At 49.5% G+C, this 19,932-nt stretch carries 18 protein-coding genes and 1 pseudogene; 11 read left to right on the forward strand and 8 right to left on the reverse strand.

The features are described 5' to 3' along the window. The first annotated feature begins 62 nt into the window (after positions 1 to 62). Positions 63 to 413, forward strand: a complete 351-nt coding sequence (locus GMA8713_RS15295) for a hypothetical protein (RefSeq protein ID WP_062711680.1) — start codon at positions 63 to 65, stop codon at positions 411 to 413. A gap of 30 nt (positions 414 to 443) precedes the next feature. Here GMA8713_RS15295 and GMA8713_RS15300 read toward each other — a convergent pair whose 3' ends face one another. Then, on the reverse strand, positions 444 to 665 hold the full coding sequence (locus tag GMA8713_RS15300; protein ID WP_062711682.1) for a DUF2798 domain-containing protein: 222 nt from the start codon (positions 663 to 665) through the stop codon (positions 444 to 446). An 84-nt stretch (positions 666 to 749) separates the two neighbouring features. On the opposite strand from GMA8713_RS15300, the gene GMA8713_RS15305 reads away from it, so the two are divergent. Next, positions 750 to 1,661: a LysR family transcriptional regulator gene (locus GMA8713_RS15305; protein WP_062711685.1), complete on the forward strand. Its 912-nt coding sequence runs from the start codon at positions 750 to 752 to the stop codon at positions 1,659 to 1,661. A gap of 84 nt (positions 1,662 to 1,745) precedes the next feature. Beyond that, positions 1,746 to 1,988 (forward strand): hypothetical protein, encoded by a 243-nt coding sequence (locus tag GMA8713_RS15310; protein WP_062711688.1) that lies wholly within the window; start codon positions 1,746 to 1,748, stop codon positions 1,986 to 1,988. On the opposite strand, the gene GMA8713_RS15315 is transcribed toward GMA8713_RS15310, so the two are convergent. The 7 genes from GMA8713_RS15315 to rbsD all read right to left on the reverse strand — a co-directional run bounded on the left by GMA8713_RS15315 (position 1,982) and on the right by rbsD (position 8,885). After that, positions 1,982 to 2,851 (reverse strand): patatin-like phospholipase family protein, encoded by an 870-nt coding sequence (locus tag GMA8713_RS15315; protein WP_062711691.1) that lies wholly within the window; start codon positions 2,849 to 2,851, stop codon positions 1,982 to 1,984. The two genes, GMA8713_RS15310 and GMA8713_RS15315, sit on opposite strands and share 7 nt — an antisense overlap. After that, complete coding sequence (locus GMA8713_RS15320; RefSeq protein ID WP_062711694.1) at positions 2,852 to 3,868, reverse strand: substrate-binding domain-containing protein; 1,017 nt, start codon at positions 3,866 to 3,868, stop codon at positions 2,852 to 2,854. It abuts the gene before it with no gap. Positions 3,869 to 3,881: 13 nt separating this feature from the next. Beyond that, the gene (gene rbsK / locus GMA8713_RS15325) at positions 3,882 to 4,802 is read right to left on the reverse strand and encodes a ribokinase (protein ID WP_062711697.1); all 921 of its coding nucleotides are present in this window, start codon (positions 4,800 to 4,802) and stop codon (positions 3,882 to 3,884) included. 176 nt (positions 4,803 to 4,978) lie between these two features. After that, positions 4,979 to 5,857, reverse strand: a complete 879-nt coding sequence (gene rbsB, locus GMA8713_RS15330) for a ribose ABC transporter substrate-binding protein RbsB (protein WP_062711700.1) — start codon at positions 5,855 to 5,857, stop codon at positions 4,979 to 4,981. 91 nt (positions 5,858 to 5,948) lie between these two features. Then, positions 5,949 to 6,929 (reverse strand): ribose ABC transporter permease, encoded by a 981-nt coding sequence (gene rbsC, locus GMA8713_RS15335; protein ID WP_062711702.1) that lies wholly within the window; start codon positions 6,927 to 6,929, stop codon positions 5,949 to 5,951. Then, positions 6,926 to 8,380 (reverse strand): ribose ABC transporter ATP-binding protein RbsA, encoded by a 1,455-nt coding sequence (rbsA, locus tag GMA8713_RS15340; RefSeq protein WP_232314456.1) that lies wholly within the window; start codon positions 8,378 to 8,380, stop codon positions 6,926 to 6,928. Before rbsA ends, rbsC begins: the two co-directional genes overlap by 4 nt. A gap of 85 nt (positions 8,381 to 8,465) precedes the next feature. Beyond that, entirely contained in the window at positions 8,466 to 8,885 is a 420-nt protein-coding gene (gene rbsD / locus GMA8713_RS15345; RefSeq protein WP_062711705.1) for a D-ribose pyranase, read from the reverse strand. 655 nt (positions 8,886 to 9,540) lie between these two features. On the opposite strand from rbsD, the gene nhaC reads away from it, so the two are divergent. The 8 genes and pseudogenes from nhaC to GMA8713_RS26830 form a co-directional block, all read left to right on the forward strand. Continuing rightward, positions 9,541 to 10,974, forward strand: a complete 1,434-nt coding sequence (nhaC, locus tag GMA8713_RS15350; protein ID WP_062711708.1) for a Na+/H+ antiporter NhaC — start codon at positions 9,541 to 9,543, stop codon at positions 10,972 to 10,974. A 302-nt stretch (positions 10,975 to 11,276) separates the two neighbouring features. Continuing rightward, positions 11,277 to 12,905: an AMP-binding protein gene (locus tag GMA8713_RS15355; RefSeq protein ID WP_062711713.1), complete on the forward strand. Its 1,629-nt coding sequence runs from the start codon at positions 11,277 to 11,279 to the stop codon at positions 12,903 to 12,905. Next, positions 12,902 to 14,239: an FNR domain-containing protein gene (locus GMA8713_RS15360; protein WP_062711716.1), complete on the forward strand. Its 1,338-nt coding sequence runs from the start codon at positions 12,902 to 12,904 to the stop codon at positions 14,237 to 14,239. Before GMA8713_RS15355 ends, GMA8713_RS15360 begins: the two co-directional genes overlap by 4 nt. 15 nt (positions 14,240 to 14,254) lie before the next feature. Continuing rightward, the gene (locus GMA8713_RS15365; RefSeq protein WP_062711719.1) at positions 14,255 to 15,019 is read left to right on the forward strand and encodes an enoyl-CoA hydratase-related protein; all 765 of its coding nucleotides are present in this window, start codon (positions 14,255 to 14,257) and stop codon (positions 15,017 to 15,019) included. A 186-nt stretch (positions 15,020 to 15,205) separates the two neighbouring features. Then, positions 15,206 to 16,330, forward strand: a complete 1,125-nt coding sequence (locus tag GMA8713_RS15370) for an HlyD family secretion protein (RefSeq protein WP_062711722.1) — start codon at positions 15,206 to 15,208, stop codon at positions 16,328 to 16,330. A gap of 17 nt (positions 16,331 to 16,347) precedes the next feature. Next, positions 16,348 to 17,346 (forward strand): DUF2955 domain-containing protein, encoded by a 999-nt coding sequence (locus GMA8713_RS15375; protein WP_062711742.1) that lies wholly within the window; start codon positions 16,348 to 16,350, stop codon positions 17,344 to 17,346. Positions 17,347 to 18,009: 663 nt separating this feature from the next. Then, on the forward strand, positions 18,010 to 19,476 hold the full coding sequence (gene tnaA, locus GMA8713_RS15380; RefSeq protein ID WP_062711725.1) for a tryptophanase: 1,467 nt from the start codon (positions 18,010 to 18,012) through the stop codon (positions 19,474 to 19,476). A gap of 90 nt (positions 19,477 to 19,566) precedes the next feature. After that, positions 19,567 to 19,803 (forward strand): annotated as a pseudogene (locus tag GMA8713_RS26830) (aromatic amino acid transport family protein); the annotation flags it as partial. Between the last annotated feature and the right edge of the window lie 129 nt (positions 19,804 to 19,932).

A 19,932-nucleotide genomic window follows, 5' to 3' on the forward strand; every position in this document is an offset into this window, starting at 1 on the left:
TTGCGTTCTAAATGCCCGGTTCGACCGGGCATTTTACTTTTTGACTAGATTAAGGCTCCACCATGGAACATAAAGATTTTGAAGCGCTGGTAAAGGCCCTTTGCGAAAAAGCCAGCCTCCCTGAAGCGCTCGATATGCTGAAAGTCTGCGAAGACGAAGCAGTAGCTGAAGCTGCGAATGCATTGACCGGACAGTTTGCGCTAGCAGAAATTGAAGGTGAAAACCGTGTTTATCACGTATTCACCGAAGAAAACGACGAAGGCGAAGAGCAAGAGTTTGTTGAGCACGTAATGAACGTGGGCGACGATGTGATTGTGTTTGTCGCTTGGTTCTTCTTCACCCAGTTCGACATCAAAAACCGCGATACTTACGCCGCAGCTGGGCGCACCTACAAGCAGCCAAAACGCAGCTAAGTAAAAAGCCAGAGCACTGCTCTGGCTTTTTTATACCGCTTCCGCTAACCACTCTGAAAACTGCTTAACTTTCGGCAACACAGTCACACTCAATAAAAATGCGCACGGCCAAGCAACCACAAAACTCTGCCCCCATGCTTTTGGCCAATCAGCGGAAAATCCCATTTTGTAACCGGAAATCAACCCAGACATAGCAATGGCCATTACCAACGTGCTGAGTGCAGTTGTTATCCAAAAACGTTTCATTTCCATTCTCACCTCAAACTTGCTGTGCTTTTGTCTTTGGACTTAAGATAAATAAATCCATAAACGAGATATACAGGCACAATTTGAACCATGAATTCCATTTTTGGAAACATTGACGATCTCTATCTCTTTTGCCAAATCATCCGTGATGGCTCGCTGCTTTCGGCATGTAAGTCATTAGGGTTGCCCGCCTCTACTGTGTCTCGCCGGATCAGCGCGATGGAAAAAAGGCTCAATGTTCGACTACTGGAAAAGCGGGGACGTGAACTTGTTGCCACGGAGTCGGGAAAGCGAGCTTATGAGAAACTTATTAGTAGCATGGAGCAACTGGAATCCGGGATTGAGCAAATTCTACAAGACAGCAACGAGGTGTTTGGCAACCTCAAGGTGACCATGCCAAATAACTTCTATCACGGGTTTGTTGGGGATGTGATTAGTCGATTCCTTGAGGATTACCCGAAGGTAAAACTTGAGATTATTTTAAGCCAAGAACAACAGATCCCAACAACAGATAGGGATCTTTTAATGACCTTCGATTTAACCGGTCTTGAAAGCTACATTGCGAGGCCACTTTTTACAGCCAGACATGGCTTTTTTGCCAGCCAAGGTTATCTCGAAAAACATGGGGAGATCACAACTGTTGAAGCGCTGAAGCAAGCGGATTGGATAGCGGTAGATAAAGTCTGGAGCATCAACTTATATCGCGAGCAGAGCCTTGAGCACACTATCTCCATACACCCCAAGTTAGTTGTAAATGACATAGTTGCGGTAATTACTGCTGTAGAACAAGGTATTGGCGTTTCGTCTCTTCCTCTTCGTCATACCTTTGGTAATAAAAAGCTCATTGAAATTTTGCCTGAGTATACCCGAGCCGACAGAACTGCGTATTTGGTTTATCGCGAGCGCCAGCACCAACCCCTTGCGCTGACGTTATTGGTCGATGCTTTACTCAAAGCCACTAACGAAATTAACTATGAACAGACGCCAACAGAGAAGGTGTAAAAGATAAGCTATCACTTAAATACTTGACGAGACTGAGATTCCAAATGATACTGTATATATAAACAGTATCATTTGGAGGTGCTCATGAATACGAAAGAGTTTGACCAGTTGCTTGAACGGGTTAACCAAAGCCGTAAAACAGCCTTGAAAGATAATACGTTTATTGAACAAGCTGAACTTCACGCAAAAGAGTTGGCACGCATAGAAAGCATGGATATGCGTCCGGTGAAAAAGCGGGCGCAGAAAAAGAAAGCAAGCGTGCCAAAGCGTTTCTCAAACGTTTACGAGGGATTCGCAGAGAGCCGTGACGACGTTTTCCACTATTGAGTCAACGAACCCAGGCTCAGTTTATCCCAACGCATAATAGCTTCTTTACCTGATTCATACCCAAGGTAATAGGCCTTTTTAAGAGGCGCCTTTTCCCTGCTAAGGCGCTTCAATTTGAAATCTTCCGGCGGACAAATCTGAATAATTTCCACCCCTTCAGGCGGATGCTCAATCAGTTCAATCGTTTCGTTGTAGCGAATGTGTCGCGTCAGCATCGGCGCTATCAATGCCGGATGATCTTTGAGCAGATGTTTAGTTAAAGCGTCGAATTTAGGCTCAGATTTTCTGTAACTTGCCGGACGGCTGCGAAGCACCATGATTTGGGTAGCCCCGCGACGAATCGCTTCTGCAACAGGAATCGCATCTGCCACGCCACCATCGACGTACCTCACGCCATTCAGTTCCACACCGTGTCGATACATCACTGGCAACGCGCTGCTGGCTTTCATGGTTTCGGCCAACATTTCAACGTCTGGTATATGGTACTCAGGTTTGCCATTGTCCTGTCGTGTAACCCCGAGAAAGAACGGCCTAGAATCGGCTTTCAGAACGTCTTTGTCGATACCAAGTTCTTCCAGCGTGACTTCCCACATCCAGTCGAGATCCATTAAGTCACCGCCCATGGCAAACTGACCCGGTCTCAGGAATTCTTTGCGAAGGCTGTAATCAAGGTAGATTTTTAAGTTCCGTCCCGGCATATCAGCCAAGTACGCTGCCAGATTGCTGGCGCCTGCAGATACTCCCCAGAAGCTATCGAACGGCGAGAAGTTTTTCTCCATGAAGTAATCAAGAATGCCGCATGAGAATACGCCGCGCATTGCGCCACCTTCTACAATGAGTGCAGATTTCCCAACCTTCTCCATTTATTTTTCTCCTACAAACTCCGTCACCGAGCCTCGCTCAACGACGGTTGGCTCTAACTCTACGACCTGAGGTTCGCTACCACTGTCACTGATACGTTGAATCAAAGCATCGACCGCGGCTTTTCCGAGACGATACTTAGGCTGATGCACGGTCGTGAGCGATGGTGTCATGTATTTCGCCAAGTGAATGTCATCGTATCCCATCACGGACAAATCTGCTGGAACGGAAATCCCCTGTTCGTTTGCAGCATTGATAAGGCCCATCGCCATCATGTCGTTACCCGCGAAAATTGCGGAGGGCAACTTACCGCTGTTCTGGAATTTTGCCAGCGCCTGATAACCGCCTTCACATTCAAAGTCGCCTTCCACCACCCATTTCGGATTGATGTTGAGGGCCGCCTCTTTCATAGCGCGTTTGAAGCCCTGATAGCGCATTTGCGCCTGATGTTTAACCAAAGGCCCGGTGATGCAGCCAATCTCCCTATGCCCTTGCTGGATAAGATGCTTGGTCGCCAAATAGCCACCACGCAAGGAGTTATCCTGAATCTTGTCGCATGGCAGGGAGATTGGACCCCAGTCCATCACCACTACAGGCACGGATTGAAGCTTTTCAAGGATCTGTGAATACTCCCCTTCAAGCGTTGAACACATCAGGATGAAACCATCGACACGCTTTTGCATCAGGGTATCAATAGACGCTTTCATCCGTTGTGCATCGCCTTCAGTATTACAGAGGATAAGGTTGTAACCTGCGTGATAACAGCTTCGTTCTACGCCTTTCACCACCTCACCAAAGAATGGGTTGGTTGATGTGGTCACAATCATGCCGAGGGTGTTAGTGCGGTTGGTTTTGAAACTGCGCGCCAAAGCAGACGGCGCGGTGTAATGGAGTTCTTCAGCAGCGTTATTCACGCGCTCTGCAATTTCATCACTGACAAAGCGCGTTTTGTTGATGACATGGCTAACGGTCGAGGTTGAAACACCGGCTAACTTCGCGATGTCTTTCATTGTCGCCATGTCTTCTCCTTAATCAGGCATGTTCTTTCAGGAATGTGTCCACTTCTTCACGTGTTGGAATCGATGTCTGGGCACCAAAACGTGTTACAGAAATCGCCGCTGCTGCGTGAGCAAACTTAATCGCTGATTCTAAAGGCATTGATTCCATTAGACCAGTCACGAATGCACCATTGAAGGTGTCGCCGGCTGCCGTCGTATCCGTTGCTTGTACACGGAATCCTGGCACTATTTGGCCTTCGCCATTCTGGCTGACATACACACCTTTCGCGCCCAAGGTGATCATCACGGTTTCAATACCTTTGCCATGCAGCACATTAGCCGCTGCTTTTGATGATGATTCATCTTCCACCTTCACACCCGTCAGCACTTCTGCTTCGGTTTCATTTGGCGTGATGATGTCGATGCAAGCCAGCAAGCTTTCAGGCAATTCGCGGGCTGGAGCAGGGTTCAGAATCACTTTGGTGTCATGGCGCTTGCCAATTTGAGCTGCCAACTCGATGCCATCCAGCGGTGTTTCCAATTGCATCAGCAAGTATTCAGCATGACGAATGCGTTCAAGCTCAGGTTCAATGGCTTCTGCCGTCAATTTGGCGTTGGCTTCTGCAGAGATACAAATGCTGTTTTCGCCGCTATCAGAAACCTGAATCATGGCGATACCTGTTGGGCAATCTGCCTGCATTTTCACACCACCGATATTGATGCCATCACACTTGAAGCTTTCGCGGATGTTCACGCCGAATGGGTCGTCGCCCACACAGGCAATAAAGCCGATATCAGCTTTCAAACGCGCTGCAGCCACCGCCTGGTTTGCACCTTTACCACCGGGGATCACCTGATAATTGCGACCATGCAGGGTTTCACCCGGACGGGGAAAAGAAGGCACCTGCAATACATGGTCTGCGTTAACGCTCCCTAAAACCACTAACTTATTCATCGCGCTATCCTCTGCCTCCTTCAGGGAGACCTTATTGTTTTACTAAAAACTGAGTGATTTAGGCTCTTTATCAAGAATCTAAAGCAATCGGCTCTACTCTTTCCCTCGAAGCAATCACACTCACGTACCCTCCCCTTTTCAAGAGGAGGGTGTGACTGGGGTTTTCCCTATTAGACTTACTGAGTGACCACTTTCAGCGGAACAGGAATCGATTTCTGAACCTGCTCGCCTTTCAGCAATTTATCTGCCACTTCAACACCAATAGCACCAATTAATTCAGGCTGTTGAGCGATAGTTGCTGCCAGTTTGCCACGATTTACTGCTGCAATACCGTCGTCGGTGCCATCAAAGCCAACAATCATCACGTCTTTACCTGACGCTTGCACCGCACGTAATGCGCCCAGTGCCATTTCATCATTCTGCGCAAATACCGCCTGAACATCCGGGTTAGCTGCCAGCATGTTTTCCATGACATTCAGACCTTTAGTACGGTCAAAGTCAGCAGGCTGGCTCGAAAGCAATTCCATTGAGCCGCCATCCACCACTTTCATGAAGCCTTCGCCACGTTCACGCGCTGCTGATGTACCTGCAATACCTTCCAACTGAATGACTTTAGCCTGTTCACCCACTTTCTCCATGATGAACTTCCCTGCCATTTCACCACCTGCCACGTTGTCAGACGCAATATGGCTCACCACTTCGCCGCGCTGCGCACCACGGTCTAATGTCAGAACTGGGATTTCGCTGCGGTTCGCAATGCGAATAGCGTTAGAAACTGCCGCGGAATCCGTCGGGTTGATCAGAATCGCTTTAACACCACGAATGGTCAGATCTTCCAAATTCGAAAGCTCTTTGCTCGGGTCGTTTTGGGAATCCAGAACAATCAGTTCATAACCCAGTTCTTTCGCTTTGTTCTCCGCACCTTCCTTCATGGTGACAAAGAAGGGGTTGTTCAGTGTAGACACAACAATCGCCAAGGTGTCTTGCGCTTGTGCAGCCACGGAAACGGTTGAGGAAAGCAGAGCGGCTGAGATAAGCATGGATAGTTTTTTCATTGTCTTCATCCTTTTGTTTTTGGTTCGCCAGCGAGGGGGACACTGGCGCGTTCTACACGTAAATCGTTGGTTTAATGTTGGATTCGTAGGGTTACTTGTTTTTGTTGTCGACCATGACCGCCGCGAGAATCACTGTCGCTTTGGCAATCATTTGGTAATAGGAGGAAACGTCCAACAGGTTCAGGGCGTTATTGAGGAAGCCGATGATCAGCGCACCAATCAAGGTACCCATGATGCGGCCTTTACCGCCCATCAGGCTGGTGCCACCCAGTACCACTGCAGCAATCGCATCCAGTTCGTAGCCCATACCTGCGGTAGGTTGTGCTGAAGAAAGACGTGAGGTCACGATAATGCCTGCAAGCGCTGCCAACAGGCCGCAAATTGCGTAAGCACCGATCTTCACTTTGTCTACGTCAATACCGGACAGGCGGGTAGCAGATTCGTTGCCACCAAGCGCATAGATGTAGCGACCAAAACGGGTGTGGTTAAGCAAGTACCAGACCGCTGCAAACACAATCACCATCAACCAGACTGGAATCGGAATACCCAGTGCATAGCCAGTACCGAACCAGGCAAACGCATCAGCGGTATCAGTAAAACCGGTAGAGATTGGACGACCTTCGGTGTAAACCATGGTCACGCCACGCAGCAATGTCATGGTGACCAGCGTGGCAATAAACGCCTGCACTTTGCCTTTGGCGATGATGATGCCGGAAATCGCACCCAATACCGCACCAGCCAAGAGCGCAGTTGGCACTGCCACCAGCACAGGCACTTCCATCGCTATCAACGTTGCGGCAAATGCGCCACATAACGCGAGAACTGAACCCACACTCAGGTCGATACCTGCTGTCAGGATCACCAGTGTCATACCCACCGCAATAATCGCGTTAATTGACGTTTGGCGAAGAATGTTCAGGATGTTGTCGACGGTAAAGAAGTTCGGGTTTAAAAACGACACCACGACAATCAGGAACAGAAGCGCAATGAGAGATTTCTGTTCAATCAACCACTCTTTGCTGAACAGCTTTTTACCTTCAGCTTTTGGTTGGGTTACGGCGTTACTATTCATGCTGCATCCTTCTTAACGTGTTTACCTACAGCGCAGGCCAGTAATGTTTCTTGATTGGCATCTTTGGCATCGAACTCCCCAGTAATACGGCCTTCGTGCATCACCATGATTCGATCACTCATTCCAAGTACTTCCGGCATATCAGAAGAAACCAGAATGATGCTCATACCTTCTGCTTTGAATCGGTTGATTAGCTGATAAATCTCTTTCTTTGCACCCACATCGACGCCACGGGTTGGCTCGTCGAGAATAAGCACGCGCGGCTTGGTCATCAGGCCTTTGGCAATCGCGACTTTCTGGTGGTTACCACCAGATAAGTTGCCGATAAGCTGCTCGCGGGTTGGGGTTTTGATGTTGAAGAGTTGGATGAAATCGTCGACAACCATGACTTCATCGTTGTGGCGGATTTGCATACCTTTGCTCAGCTTGTCCAGAGAGCAAATTGACATGTTTTCCTTCACTGACAGTCCCAGAATCAGACCATCGCCTTTTCGATCTTCAGAGATGTAAGCAATACCGTTGATCAATCCATCACGTGGGCTGATTGGGTTAACGGTTTTGCCATTGAGTATGATGTCGCCGCCGTCGCGTGAAAGCGCGCCGTATATCACTTTCATCAGTTCAGTGCGGCCTGCGCCCATCAGGCCGGACACACCGAGAACCTCTCCTCGCTTCAGGGTGAAGCTGACGTCTTTCACACCCGCACCGGAAACGTTTTTCACTTCGAGACAAGTGTCACCATGGGTCACGGCAATACGCGGATATTGCTCTTCCAGCTTGCGGCCCACCATCATTTCGATCAGTCTGTCTTCATCGATATCTTTCACCTGACATTCACCAATAAATTTGCCGTCACGCAGCACAGTAATGTCATCGCAAATAGTGAAGATTTCTTTCAGACGGTGAGAGATATAAACGATGCCGCAGCCTTCGTCCCGAAGCTCATTGATGACCTTGAACAGCGATTCTGTCTCGGTGTCAGTCAATGCATCTGTTGGTTCATCCATGATGATGACCTTAGATTCAAACGACAGCGCTTTGGCAATCTCTACCATTTGCTGTTCGCCCAAACTCAGCGCACCCAACAAGGTTTGCGAGCTGTGTTTCACGTTCAGTCGTGCCAGCAATTTATCCGCTTCGGCGTACATCTTTTCCCAAAGCACGCGGCCGAATGGGCCAGTGAATTCACGGCCGAGGTAAATATTCTCAGCAATCGTCAGTTCAGGGATCAGGTTCAACTCCTGATGGATAATGCTGATACCTGCCTGCTGCGAATCACGTGGCCCTTTGAATGCGGCTTCTTTGCCTTCGTAATGAATCGAGCCACCGTCCAACGCGTGAATGCCAGTCAGCACTTTCATCAGCGTCGATTTGCCTGCACCGTTCTCTCCCATCAGCGCCATCACCCGGCCTGAGTAAACGTTGAGGCTGGCTTTATCCAGCGCTTTCACTCCGGGAAAAGCTTACTCAATCTCGCTGAGTTGCAATATTGCCTGAGTCATAGGAATGTCCTCGTCTCACTCAAATTCAAAGCGTTTAGAAAACCACGCCAGCTTGGAAAATCACGTTCGCATAAGGTGTGCATTCACCAGTGCGAATCACCGCATGGCTGTCATTGGTGCGTTCTTTGAATTCCTCATGCGAAAGGTATTGGATGGAAATCGATTTACCGCTGCGTGTTTCTTCGTTACGGATTTCCTGAATCAGTGCCTCATGGCAATCAGGGCTTACTGCCACGAACTCTTCTGCCAGCATGATCCCTTCGATCTGAGACTCCGTCAGCACAACACGCACCGTCTCCAAAAAGCCCGGAACACCATGAGTCAACGCCAAATCAATGCGCGCGACATGTTGAGGAATGGGTAAACCGGCATCACAAATGGTGTATTCGTCGGTGTGGCCCAGCGTAGAGACCAGGTGCGCGATATCAGAGTTCAGTAAGGTGCTTTTTTTCATTCTTAAACCTTCTTACAGCGGTCATTAATCGATGAATCACCAGCCTGACTTGGGAAATTTGGCTGGAAAACCGATCTCGTCGAAACGTTTCGCTGACAGTAATCGAAACGTTTCGATTCGTCTTTAGAAGAAATTTTCAGGCGTGATTTTGATCCCTTATCTTTAGATGTTTGGGCAGGGAAATTTGAGCTGACTCACTGTCAGCAAGAAAGCAGAATAGCGTTTCTAATTCTCAAACTGAGCCATTACTAGGCGCACACTGAAAGATGATTAATCTAATTGAGATCGATTACACCAGCACAAAAAAAGCGAAAGATACCGCTTTCAACAGAAAACGAATACATACCAACAAAAAAATCAAACATTTTATTAACGCATCTCATTTATAGAACTCCGAAGCCGCTGGCAGCGCCTTACGATGAACCTTGAGGCAGTAAGGCTTTACCCATAAAAGGTCAATGCGCAGCAATACGTTTCACAGTGAGCAACAGGACGAAACCCATGCCCACTGAAGTCGGATACGATCACCCGCCGAAACCGCTACTCACTCGTCCCAGATAAGTAACGCAACAATACTGACCCTCATACTTTGCGGTGAATTCCAATAAGAACCCGCCGCACCCTCAGTCTATATATGTAAACATCTGGAGGTAACATGAAGACTGATATTCCAGAGGGTGCCCGCGCACCCATGTTCTGGGAGGCAATCGTCTCACTCCTTTCCCTTGTTGTCGGCATCAGCGTTTCCATCGTTATTTATGGGCTCGATCCTCAGGTTCCTATGTTATTAGGCGTGGTTGTAGCTAGTATCGTTGCGCTCCGCTGTGGTTTCTCATGGAAAGATATTCAATCAGGTATGGTGAACGGCATCTACAACGCCCTTCCCGCGATGATCATCTTGATGATTGTTGGCGCATTGATCGGTGTGTGGATCCTCGCAGGTGTTGTGCCGACGCTGATCTACTATGGCCTACAAATCCTGGCACCTGAAATCTTCCTACCAGCTTGTGTGATTATCTGTGCGGTCACTTCGTTAGCAACAGGCACCAGTTGGGGAACCACCGGTACTATCGGTGTTGCGCTGATGGGTGTTGGGGGAGGGCTTGGCTTTCCACTTCCACTGGTCGCTGGTGCTGTACTATCAGGGGCTTACTTTGGTGACAAAATGTCTCCCCTGTCTGATACCACTAACCTAGCCCCAGCCATGGCGGGCACTGATCTTTTCACCCACATCAAACACATGTCATACACTACGGGTGTGAGCATTTCGATCACTCTGGTTATCGAAGCGGTGTTGGGACTGAAATACAGTGCTTCAGGCGGCGACATTGAACATATCAATAGCATTCTAACCACACTCGACAGTACTTTCTTCATTAACCCCGTTTTGTTCCTTCCTCTCTTTCTTGTGCTGTTTGTGTCTTACAAGAAGATGCCTGCCATTCCAGGAATTGCGCTGGGTGTGATTGCAGGTGCGATATGTGCAGCTGGTCTTCAGGGTGCTGATTACAATGCTATTGCCAGCGTGGCCTTTGGTGGATATACCTCTGAAACGGGTATCGGCGATGTGGACTCACTACTTTCACGCGGTGGTCTTGATTCAATGATGTACACCATCAGCCTGATCATCGTCGCCATGATGTTTGGTGGTGTGATGGAACGGACTAATCAACTTCGCGTGATTGCAGACAAGATCCTGGCCGCCGCGAAGTCGACAGGTTCTCTGGTGGTTTCTACCGTACTCACCGGTATTGGCGCCAACTTGATTCTGTGTGACCAATACATGGCCATCGTTATGAGTGCACGAAGTTATGCGGAAGCTTACAAAGAACGAGGGCTTGCACCGGAAAACCTCTCCCGCGCGGTGGAGGATTCGGCCACCGTCACGGCTAACCTTGTGCCATGGAACTCGGGCGGTGCTTATCAGGCTGCGACCCTCGGCGTCGCTACCCTGGCATATCTTCCATTTAACTTCTTCTGTTGGATTTCCCCACTTGTGACCATTCTGTTTGGTGTGATGGGTTGGACAATGTGGAAGATAGACGAACAGGAAGTTCCCCGCGAAGCGAACATTGAAAGAGATTTATAATCACCTCTTCGTGATAAAGCGGCTCAAATTAGAGCCGCTTTTACGTTAATAGCCTACCCGTTAAAACTGACTGGCAAACCAGCCATATCCCTCATCAACAATAGTAACTGGCGAATTCTCTCGCCTTCATGCAACCACGGACTCGCCGTCACCCTGCCACTCCCCCTCAGATATTTCGAACGAAGAATGAATTGCTATTTCCCTGTGAGAAATTTGAGAGATTTGTTCATTAACGTTTCCTAAAACAACACACATCAGCGCTGAAGGTATTCAGCTAAGCAAGCTCTAGGGAGTGTTTATCCATGACAGTTCTTGTTAACTCGGTATTTTGTCCGCCAACACCTGGCGGCAATACCAACGAACCAGGACAGTTTTTTAACCTATCACCGCTTGGAAAGCTCAGTCAGCAAGAGCGCCAGCAGTTTGTCTCTTATGGCCGCGGTCCCACAGTAAAACCGTCGTTTCCCACTTTGAACATGGCAATCGAACACCATGCAAGGGAAACTCCGTTCGCGGTAGCTGCGATTGATGGCAGACAAACGATATCCTACCGTCAACTCGACACAGAAGCCGAAAAGCTCGCCACCTTGTTGCAGCGGCTGAAAGTGAAATCCGTCGACTCAGTCGGCATTTTCCTTTCACGCTCAATTCCCATGCTGGTCGGCATGCTGGCTTGTTTGAAGATTGGCGCCAATTATGTGCCCCAACACGCCGGTGTTGCACCGAAATCCCAACTCTCCCATATCATTGATGTCGCAAGAATCCGGGTCGTGTTTACCCTTTCCAAACATAAGCACGACCTGCCCGATGCAGACGGCACCATCCGCTTAGAGCTGGATACGCTGCTCAAGTCACCTGAATTTAAGTCTATGGAAGCGGGTGGAAAGCGGATTACCAAACCCAATGACATCTGTTTTGTCTTGTTCACCTCTGGCACGACCGGAAGACCCAATGGCGTTCAGGTCACCCACAAAAATGTCGCCAACATCGTCATGACATCACCGGGAAATCTTGGTGTGGAACCGGGCATGCGGGTCGGGCAAATCCTCAGCATTGCTTTTGATATGTCAGCATGGGAGATCTATGTTGCATTGTGTCATGGCGCAACTCTCCTTATCCGCGACAGTTCCATTCAGCAAGCCGCCAGCAACGCTGACGTGATTATTGCGACCCCTTCGATTCTGGGACAGATAGACCCGGAGGCATGCCCCGACGTAAAAACGGTCGCCGTAGCGGGCGAACCTTGCCCTGTGCCACTGGCAGAAACCTGGGGAGCGAAATGCGATTTCTACAACTCCTGCGGCCCAACCGAAACAACCATTATTAACACCGCAAAACTGTTCAAACCCGGCGACCGACTCACCATCGGTAAACCGACCCCGAACAATACTGTGTATGTGCTGAACGATAACCTCGAGCCCTGCAGCATTGGTGAAGTGGGCGAGATGTGGGCGGGCGGCATATGTGTCACCAAAGGTTATCTCGCCAATATCGAACTGAGTCAGGCACGTTATCGCCCTGACCCCTTCCTGGGTGATGGCCATGTCATGTTCCGCACCCGCGATTTAGGGCGCTGGAGCCTAGAGGGAGAGCTGGAGCACTTTGGGCGCACCGACGATCAGGTCAAAGTCAGAGGTTTCCGTGTCGAGTTAGATTCGGTCTCCTCCCATCTGGAAAACCTGGAGGAATGCCGACTGGCCGTCACCCTAAAAGTGGACGACAGGCACTTAGCGTCTTTCGTGGTGCCATCGAGTGTGGATGAGCAAACTGCAATCGACCATGTGGCGGCCCATCTTCCGTATTACGCCGTTCCTATCCGCGTAATTGCATGTGATGAGTTACCCCTCACAGACCGGGGAAAAATCGACAAACGCAAACTGCTCTCCCTTTTTGACACTGCCATGAAATCAACCAAGGAAGGTGACGCATGATGGCTCCCTACTCAGAAACCGAATTACCGGCAAAGCAGGGGTTACTGCAACGCGTGTGGAAATATCCTGCACTGGAACATTATTTTCGTCTGGTGATTGTTATATCGCTAGTGAACCTTGGTTGGCTGGCTTATGGGATGACGGAAGGAAATTGGTTTGACCGAAACCATCTCGACCTTACCAGTCTGAGTAACATGGTGATCGGCAATTTCTTTGTAGCAGTGCTGGTTCGCCAGCAATATACGATCAATTTTTTGTTCTGGTTGGCCACCCGCGCCCCCGTCACTTGGCCGCTTTCTATCAGGTGGCATCTGGGCAAGATCTATCACCACGGTGGTCTGCATTCTGGCTGTGCTATCAACGGCAGCCTTTGGTTTGCTTTGTTTACCGGAGCCATCATCTACCAAAAGATGCACGCCCTCAGCCCAGTGTCAGATCTTAGCCTGTGGTCGACGCTCGGTATCATTGGCTTGTTAGTAGTGATGATTGCGATGGCAATGCCGAACATTCGCAAGAAATATCACAATGCCTTCGAAGCCTCTCACCGCTTTGCGGGGTGGTCGGTGCTTATCCTGTTCTGGGTCCAAATCCTGTCGATTGCCAATGACCAGAATCCGACGCAGCCATTGTGGGACTTTGCCCTGCAAACCCCATCAGTCTGGCTGCTCAGCATCATGACCTTCAGCATCCTTCTGCCCTGGCTTCGCCTGCGCAGGGTGCCCGTTGAGATCACCACGCCGTCCAACCATGTTGCACTGTTAAAGTTCAATTATGGTGTGACGCCATTTGCCGGTTCTTCCATGGCAATCAGCCGTTCACCTCTGATGGAATGGCACCACTTTGCTAACGTCCCTTCACCAGATGAACCTGGCTATCGCCTGACCGTGTCACGCGCCGGAGACTGGACAGGAAAGCTGATTGACGACAAGCCTTCCCACGTCTGGGTGAAAGGGATTCCGACTGCGGGTGTGGCGAACATTGAAGTGCTGTACAAGCGCGTAGTTTACGTAGCAACAGGCAGTGGCATTGGCCCATGTCTTCCTCACCTATTAGCCCAAAAGCTTCCGATGCAGTTGGTATGGTCAACCCGCAACCCAAGGAAAACCTACGGCGATGCCTTGGTCGATGAAATTCTCGCTGCACAGCCAGAAGCCTTGATATGGGATACCGATGAGCTTGGCAAACCGGACATGGTGCAACTCGCTTATGCCGCCTATCAGGCATTTGATGCGGAAGCCGTGATTTGTATCTCCAACCAGAAACTGACCAGACAAGTGGTGTATGGCATGGAAAGCCGTGGCATTCCTGCATACGGCGCCATTTGGGATTCTTAATAAGAGGCTTTGAGGATGAACATCAAAACAGAAATCGACGGCAATGTCGTCATCATCAGGCTGCACCGCCCAGAGAAACGCAACGCGCTCTGTACGCCACTGCTCAAAGAACTGATGGAAACGATGACACACTATGACGCTGACCCGAATGTCGGATGTTTCGTGCTGACGGGCTCTGAACAGGTCTTTGCGGCCGGCGCTGACATCAGTGAAATGGCAGAGATGAGCTATCAGGAAATGGCTGCGAAGGATTACTTCGGAGGCTGGGAGGCCTTTACCCGTATCCGCACGCCAATCATTGCTTCCGTGTCCGGGTATGCACTGGGTGGGGGCTGTGAACTCGCCATGATGTGCGACACCATATTCGCCACAGAATCTGCACTGTTTGGTCAGCCTGAATTGACTATCGGTGTCATTCCCGGCATGGGCGGTTCCCAGCGCCTCACTAAGCTGGTCGGAAAATCCAAAGCCATGGACATGATCCTAACAGGCAGAATGATGGATGCCAGTGAAGCAGAGCGCGCGGGACTGGTTTCCCGTGTGGTACCTGATGGACAGTTAATGAAAGAAACGCTCGCGGCAGCTAAAACCATCGCGCGATATAGCAAACCCGCAGTTCTGTTGGCAAAAGAGTGTGTGCTGAACGCCGAGAAACTGTCTGTGGAAGATGGAGTTCGAATGGAACGCCGAGCATTTCATGGGCTGTTTGCCACTGAAGATCAAAAAGAAGGCATGCGCGCTTTTATCCAGAAACGAAAGCCACATTTCACTGGAAGCTGATATATCGTTTCTTTTTTTGCGCCTGTCCCGGGCGCTTTTTTATTTAACTTTGCTTAGCACTGAGTATCTAACTTTAGACAACTTCCTATTTCGCGTCTCGATACACTCTCCTATGCAACTTTTTGTTATTAGGGGCTGTTGAGTATCCTCAGCAGCCCTTTCTGATCTGTATTTGAGGCGTTTTCAATGAATGAAAGCAACCCGCCGCAGGAGGCGAAAAACACACCCGCGGCCGCCAACGAGCCCAAAGCCGCCAGTAGCGCCCGCCGTTTTACTTACTACCTGATCACGGCAGCGCTGGTTATTTGGTGCTACACGCTGTGGGCAGATCGCATCACGCCCATGACAGATCATGGCCGCGTTAATGGGCAACTGATACGCATAAGCCCGCAAATCTCAGGACCAATCTCTGCCATTTCAATCCTCAATAATGCAGAGGTTAAGCGTGGCCAACTTTTGATGTCCATCGACAAACAACCCTTCGAATTGAGTGTCAACGCAGCAAGACTGGCGCTTCAACAATCCACACAATCAGTGAGTGCCGATTCCGCCGCCATTGACGCTGCGAAAGCCAATGAAGTTGCCGCCCGCGTAAAAGTCAGCAATGCCAAACAACATGCAGAGAGAAACATGGCACTGGCAAGACGTGGCGTCGTCAGTCAGGCAACGCTGGATGACAGTTTAGCGTCTCTTGATGCCGCAAAAGCAAGTCTGGTTCAAGCCACAGCAGATCTCGCGAAAGCACAGCAAGAACTGGGCCCCAAAGGGGAAAACAACCCACAAGTAAAAACCGCCTTGAACAATTTGGACCAAGCACTGCTCAACCTTTCCTACACAGATATCCGAGCGCCCGCCGCGGGGGTGATCACCAACATGAACCTGTCTGCGGGTGACTTTGCGGCGACAGGTAAACCGCTCCTGACGTTTATCAATAACCGTCATTTTTGGCTCACCGCCATGGTCACGGAGAACTCTCTGGCTTACGTGAAAAAAGGTACCGTGGTTAAGATTGTGTTTGACGCCTACCCCGGCGAGATTTTCCATGGAGAAGTCACTTCCGTTGGGTGGGGAAGCAGCGGTAATGGCAGCCTGCAAGTCGATGGCAACAGTGGTTTGTTTGATTCCCCAACTGGCATACAACATTCGCAGCGGTTTCCCGTCAATATCCGCTACTTTGATTTACCGGCAGACATCCAGCTTCGCTACGGCGGTCGCGCTACAGTCAGCTTCTATCCTGGGCAGTCCACCATTGGTGAGTTGCTACTGGATGCCTGGACCTGGCTCTGGAGCTACCTGAGCTATGTCTCTTAGTTATGCCTCATCGAGCCATGTTTAGAAGCAGTGGTAACGGAATCATCCGTGTCGCGGTTTTTCCCGTGCTGCTTCTGTTCTGGCAGCATGTTTTTGGTACAGACATTCCGCTTCTTGCACCTGCGATTTGTGCGGTATTCCTGACGACATCATCCAAGCCTCCGCCTCTTATCATGGTGTTTCTGATGGCAGCCATCTTGTTTGCCACCGCCTGGTTTCAGGGGGCCTTGAGTAACCTTCTGATAGACCAGCCCTTGGTCTATTACTGTGTACTGTTTGTAGTGTTTTACTGGTGCATGCAGCGCGCACGTGAAAACCCACAGGATTTGCTGGCAACGCTCTTAATCGTATCGACCGCGATGATTGCCGTGTTTTCCCGTCAGAAAGGCCTCGATGTCAGTCAGATCCCGCTGGCTTTAATGAAGAACATGCTGATTGCGGGTTTTACTGCCTACCTCGGCTATTTTCTGGTGCCGGGCGGCGACCCTATTGCCCCCGATCCTGTTCCTGCTCCCCACCAGCCCATTCATACGGAAATCTGGCATATCGCTTTCAAAGCTGCCGTGGTACTCATTGTGCTGATAAATGCCATCAGCTTTGATTTAGTTCAGAGCACCATTGTCACCATTACTGTTGCGTTAATCATCAAAGACCCCGATCCCGCCGCTGGCCACAATTACGGCGTTCGCAGGCTATTGGCAACGTATGCTGGCTTTCTCTATGCCCTTCCCGCGCTTTTAATGAATCTGCTTCAAACCAACTTTATCGGACACGTCAGTGTGACCATCATCTGTGCCTTGTTGATGGGAATCCATGCCGCCACCAAGCGCGCCAGCTTCAATACCATTCAGCTTCTATATTCTGGCTTCGTCGTCCTGATTTATTATGGTATTACCCAAAACGCCGGAGGTGCTTTTGTCGAAGACGGCAAGAGGTTGCTGTCCATCATGGCTGCCGTGCTACTGGGAACCTGCGTTTTAATTCTGCTTCAACCTACCCAAAGGCGGTTTGGGTAAAAGATTTGTCGACGTCTTCTCAATTTGATTTTTTTATTGACGACAGTTATAACTTTCTAAACGATAGTATTATCGTTAGCTTGAATTAATGAGTTTCAGGTTGGTCAAAATGATGAATGTGAATAAATTAAATCGCTGGTGTACTCAGGACTACAAAATCGCTTTTTTCTTCCCTGCATAAGCATTCCCCTTGCGCATTCCCTGCGCGCACTTATCGAAAAGTCGTATCAAGAACCCGATTCACTTAATTGTGTTTTCGTATTGTCACGCTTACTGCTTCGATAATTAAACCTAATGCAAAAATTCGAAATCAGATTAATTTCCTGACGGAAGACCAGTGTCTAAATAAAATGAAAAATTGGCAAGTTTTCCGTCAGGTATACCCAAACAACCTGAAGATGCAGGATTCAGCGAGATTGACTGGCGTTGTGATCGCGACGTTCCTTTGTAGGTGTAGTCATCTCCATCAAAAAGGAACAACAAAGAGCACGGCGTCAGTCAACTCGCCCGAAGGGAGGGCCTCAATGCGCCCACTTCTTCGTTAAATTCCACGGAAATAGAACCACTATTCCTCGTGAAATTTATCTCGAATTGAACGCATTGATGACCTCTGAATGCGAGCATCTTCAGGTCGTTTGGGTATATAAATAAAAGGTAGAAAAAATGGAAAACTTCAAACACCTCCCAGAGCCATTCCGTATCCGTGTGATTGAGCCAGTAAAACGTACCACCCGCGCGTATCGCGAAGAAGCCATTTTAAAAGCGGGTATGAACCCCTTCCTGTTGGACAGCGAAGACGTGTTTATCGACCTGCTGACGGACAGTGGCACAGGTGCCATTACTCAGGAAATGCAGGCAGCTATGCTGCGCGGTGATGAAGCCTACAGCGGCAGCCGTAGCTACTATGCGCTGTCTAACGCGGTAAAAGACATCTTTGGCTATGACCTGACCATCCCAACCCACCAAGGGCGTGGCGCAGAGCAAATCTACATTCCTGTACTAATCAAAAAGCGTGAACAGGAAAAAGGCTTGGATCGCAGCAAAATGGTGGCGCTATCGAACTACTTCTTCGACACCACACAAGGCCATACTCAGGTAAACTGTTGTGTTGCTAAAAACGTCTATACCAAAGATGCGTTTGATACCTCTGTCACCGCTGACTTCAAAGGCAACTTTGATCTGCAAAAGCTGGAAGCAGCTATCCTCGACGCTGGCGCAGCCAACGTGCCATACATTGTGAGCACCATTACCTGTAATTCCGCTGGTGGTCAGCCGGTTTCTATCGCCAATCTGAAAGCGGTGTACGAGATTGCCAAACGCTACGACATTCCGGTGATCATGGACTCTGCGCGCTTTGCGGAAAACGCCTATTTCGTCCAGCAGCGCGAACCCGGATTCAAAGATTGGACGATTGCTGAAATCACCCGCGAAGCTTACAAGTATGCGGATGGCCTGGCGATGTCAGCGAAGAAAGATGCCATGGTTCAAATGGGTGGATTACTGTGCTTCAAAGACGACGCTTTCATGGACGTTTATCAGGAATGCCGCACCCTTTGCGTGGTGCAGGAAGGCTTCCCAACTTATGGCGGTCTGGAAGGTGGCGCGATGGAGCGCTTGGCTGTGGGCCTTTATAATGGCATGCGTCAGGAATGGCTGGAATACCGCATCAAGCAGGTTCAATATCTGGTTGATGGTCTGGAAGCGATTGGCATTGTTTGCCAACAGGCCGGCGGCCACGCGGCGTTTGTAGATGCTGGCAAGTTGCTGCCACACATCCCGTCTGACCAATTCCCGGCACATGCGTTGGCGTGTGAGCTTTACAAAGTTGCCGGCATCCGGGCGGTGGAAATCGGTTCACTGCTTCTGGGTCGCGACCCCGCCACTGGCAAACAACACCCATGTCCGGCAGAGTTGCTCCGTCTGACCATCCCGCGTGCGACTTATACCCAATCACACATGGACTTCATCATTGAAGCGTTCGGCGAAGTGAAGAAAAATGCACACAATGTGAGAGGACTCGACTTTACGTATGAGCCTTCCGTCCTCCGTCACTTTACGGCAAGACTCAAAGAAGTGGAGCCAGCGGAGGTAAAAAAGCACAACGCTGCTGAGCTGGAAACCACAGTGTAGAAACCTTTTAGAGCGCAATGAAAATTGCGCTCTTTTTTATATTAGAAAAATTATAAATCGCTAAATCCAATAACGTGAGAGAAATAAACAATGGAAAAGAGCCCATCGTTAGTCGGTTGCTCCTGCATTATCGCCAGTGTTTGTGTTGGCGCAGGAATGTTGGGGCTACCCAGTTCGGGAGCAGGCGCATGGACAGTTTGGTCAATCCTCGCTATTTCGGTGACTATGATCGTGATGACTATTTCAGGCTGGATGCTTCTTGAGTCATTTAAACATTACGATTTAAAAGTGTCTTTTAATTCCGTCACCAAAGATCTTCTAAATAGCTGTTCCTAATAGTAGATCTCAAAGATAAGAGAAACTCAGTCCGCTTTGTGCGATCTGATCAATCGCCAAACCGAAACATACCGACAAAAGGACTGAGTGATGGCCATCATAGCACCGATACCTCGTGGC

This window comes from Grimontia marina, from assembly GCF_900060185.1.
Lineage (GTDB): Bacteria > Pseudomonadota > Gammaproteobacteria > Enterobacterales > Vibrionaceae > Enterovibrio > Enterovibrio marinus.

What these genes read in the sequence shown, in the direction of transcription:
- GMA8713_RS15295 (WP_062711680.1), top strand. Translation starts at nt 63, where the DNA reads ATGGAACATAAAGATTTTGAAGCGCTGGTAAAGGCCCTTTGCGAAAAA.
- GMA8713_RS15300 (WP_062711682.1), bottom strand. Translation starts at nt 665, where the DNA reads ATGGAAATGAAACGTTTTTGGATAACAACTGCACTCAGCACGTTGGTA.
- GMA8713_RS15305 (WP_062711685.1), top strand. Translation starts at nt 750, where the DNA reads ATGAATTCCATTTTTGGAAACATTGACGATCTCTATCTCTTTTGCCAA.
- GMA8713_RS15310 (WP_062711688.1), top strand. Translation starts at nt 1,746, where the DNA reads ATGAATACGAAAGAGTTTGACCAGTTGCTTGAACGGGTTAACCAAAGC.
- GMA8713_RS15315 (WP_062711691.1), bottom strand. Translation starts at nt 2,851, where the DNA reads ATGGAGAAGGTTGGGAAATCTGCACTCATTGTAGAAGGTGGCGCAATG.
- GMA8713_RS15320 (WP_062711694.1), bottom strand. Translation starts at nt 3,868, where the DNA reads ATGGCGACAATGAAAGACATCGCGAAGTTAGCCGGTGTTTCAACCTCG.
- rbsK (WP_062711697.1), bottom strand. Translation starts at nt 4,802, where the DNA reads ATGAATAAGTTAGTGGTTTTAGGGAGCGTTAACGCAGACCATGTATTG.
- rbsB (WP_062711700.1), bottom strand. Translation starts at nt 5,857, where the DNA reads ATGAAAAAACTATCCATGCTTATCTCAGCCGCTCTGCTTTCCTCAACC.
- rbsC (WP_062711702.1), bottom strand. Translation starts at nt 6,929, where the DNA reads ATGAATAGTAACGCCGTAACCCAACCAAAAGCTGAAGGTAAAAAGCTG.
- rbsD (WP_062711705.1), bottom strand. Translation starts at nt 8,885, where the DNA reads ATGAAAAAAAGCACCTTACTGAACTCTGATATCGCGCACCTGGTCTCT.
- nhaC (WP_062711708.1), top strand. Translation starts at nt 9,541, where the DNA reads ATGAAGACTGATATTCCAGAGGGTGCCCGCGCACCCATGTTCTGGGAG.
- GMA8713_RS15355 (WP_062711713.1), top strand. Translation starts at nt 11,277, where the DNA reads ATGACAGTTCTTGTTAACTCGGTATTTTGTCCGCCAACACCTGGCGGC.
- GMA8713_RS15360 (WP_062711716.1), top strand. Translation starts at nt 12,902, where the DNA reads ATGATGGCTCCCTACTCAGAAACCGAATTACCGGCAAAGCAGGGGTTA.
- GMA8713_RS15365 (WP_062711719.1), top strand. Translation starts at nt 14,255, where the DNA reads ATGAACATCAAAACAGAAATCGACGGCAATGTCGTCATCATCAGGCTG.
- GMA8713_RS15370 (WP_062711722.1), top strand. Translation starts at nt 15,206, where the DNA reads ATGAATGAAAGCAACCCGCCGCAGGAGGCGAAAAACACACCCGCGGCC.
- GMA8713_RS15375 (WP_062711742.1), top strand. Translation starts at nt 16,348, where the DNA reads ATGTTTAGAAGCAGTGGTAACGGAATCATCCGTGTCGCGGTTTTTCCC.
- tnaA (WP_062711725.1), top strand. Translation starts at nt 18,010, where the DNA reads ATGGAAAACTTCAAACACCTCCCAGAGCCATTCCGTATCCGTGTGATT.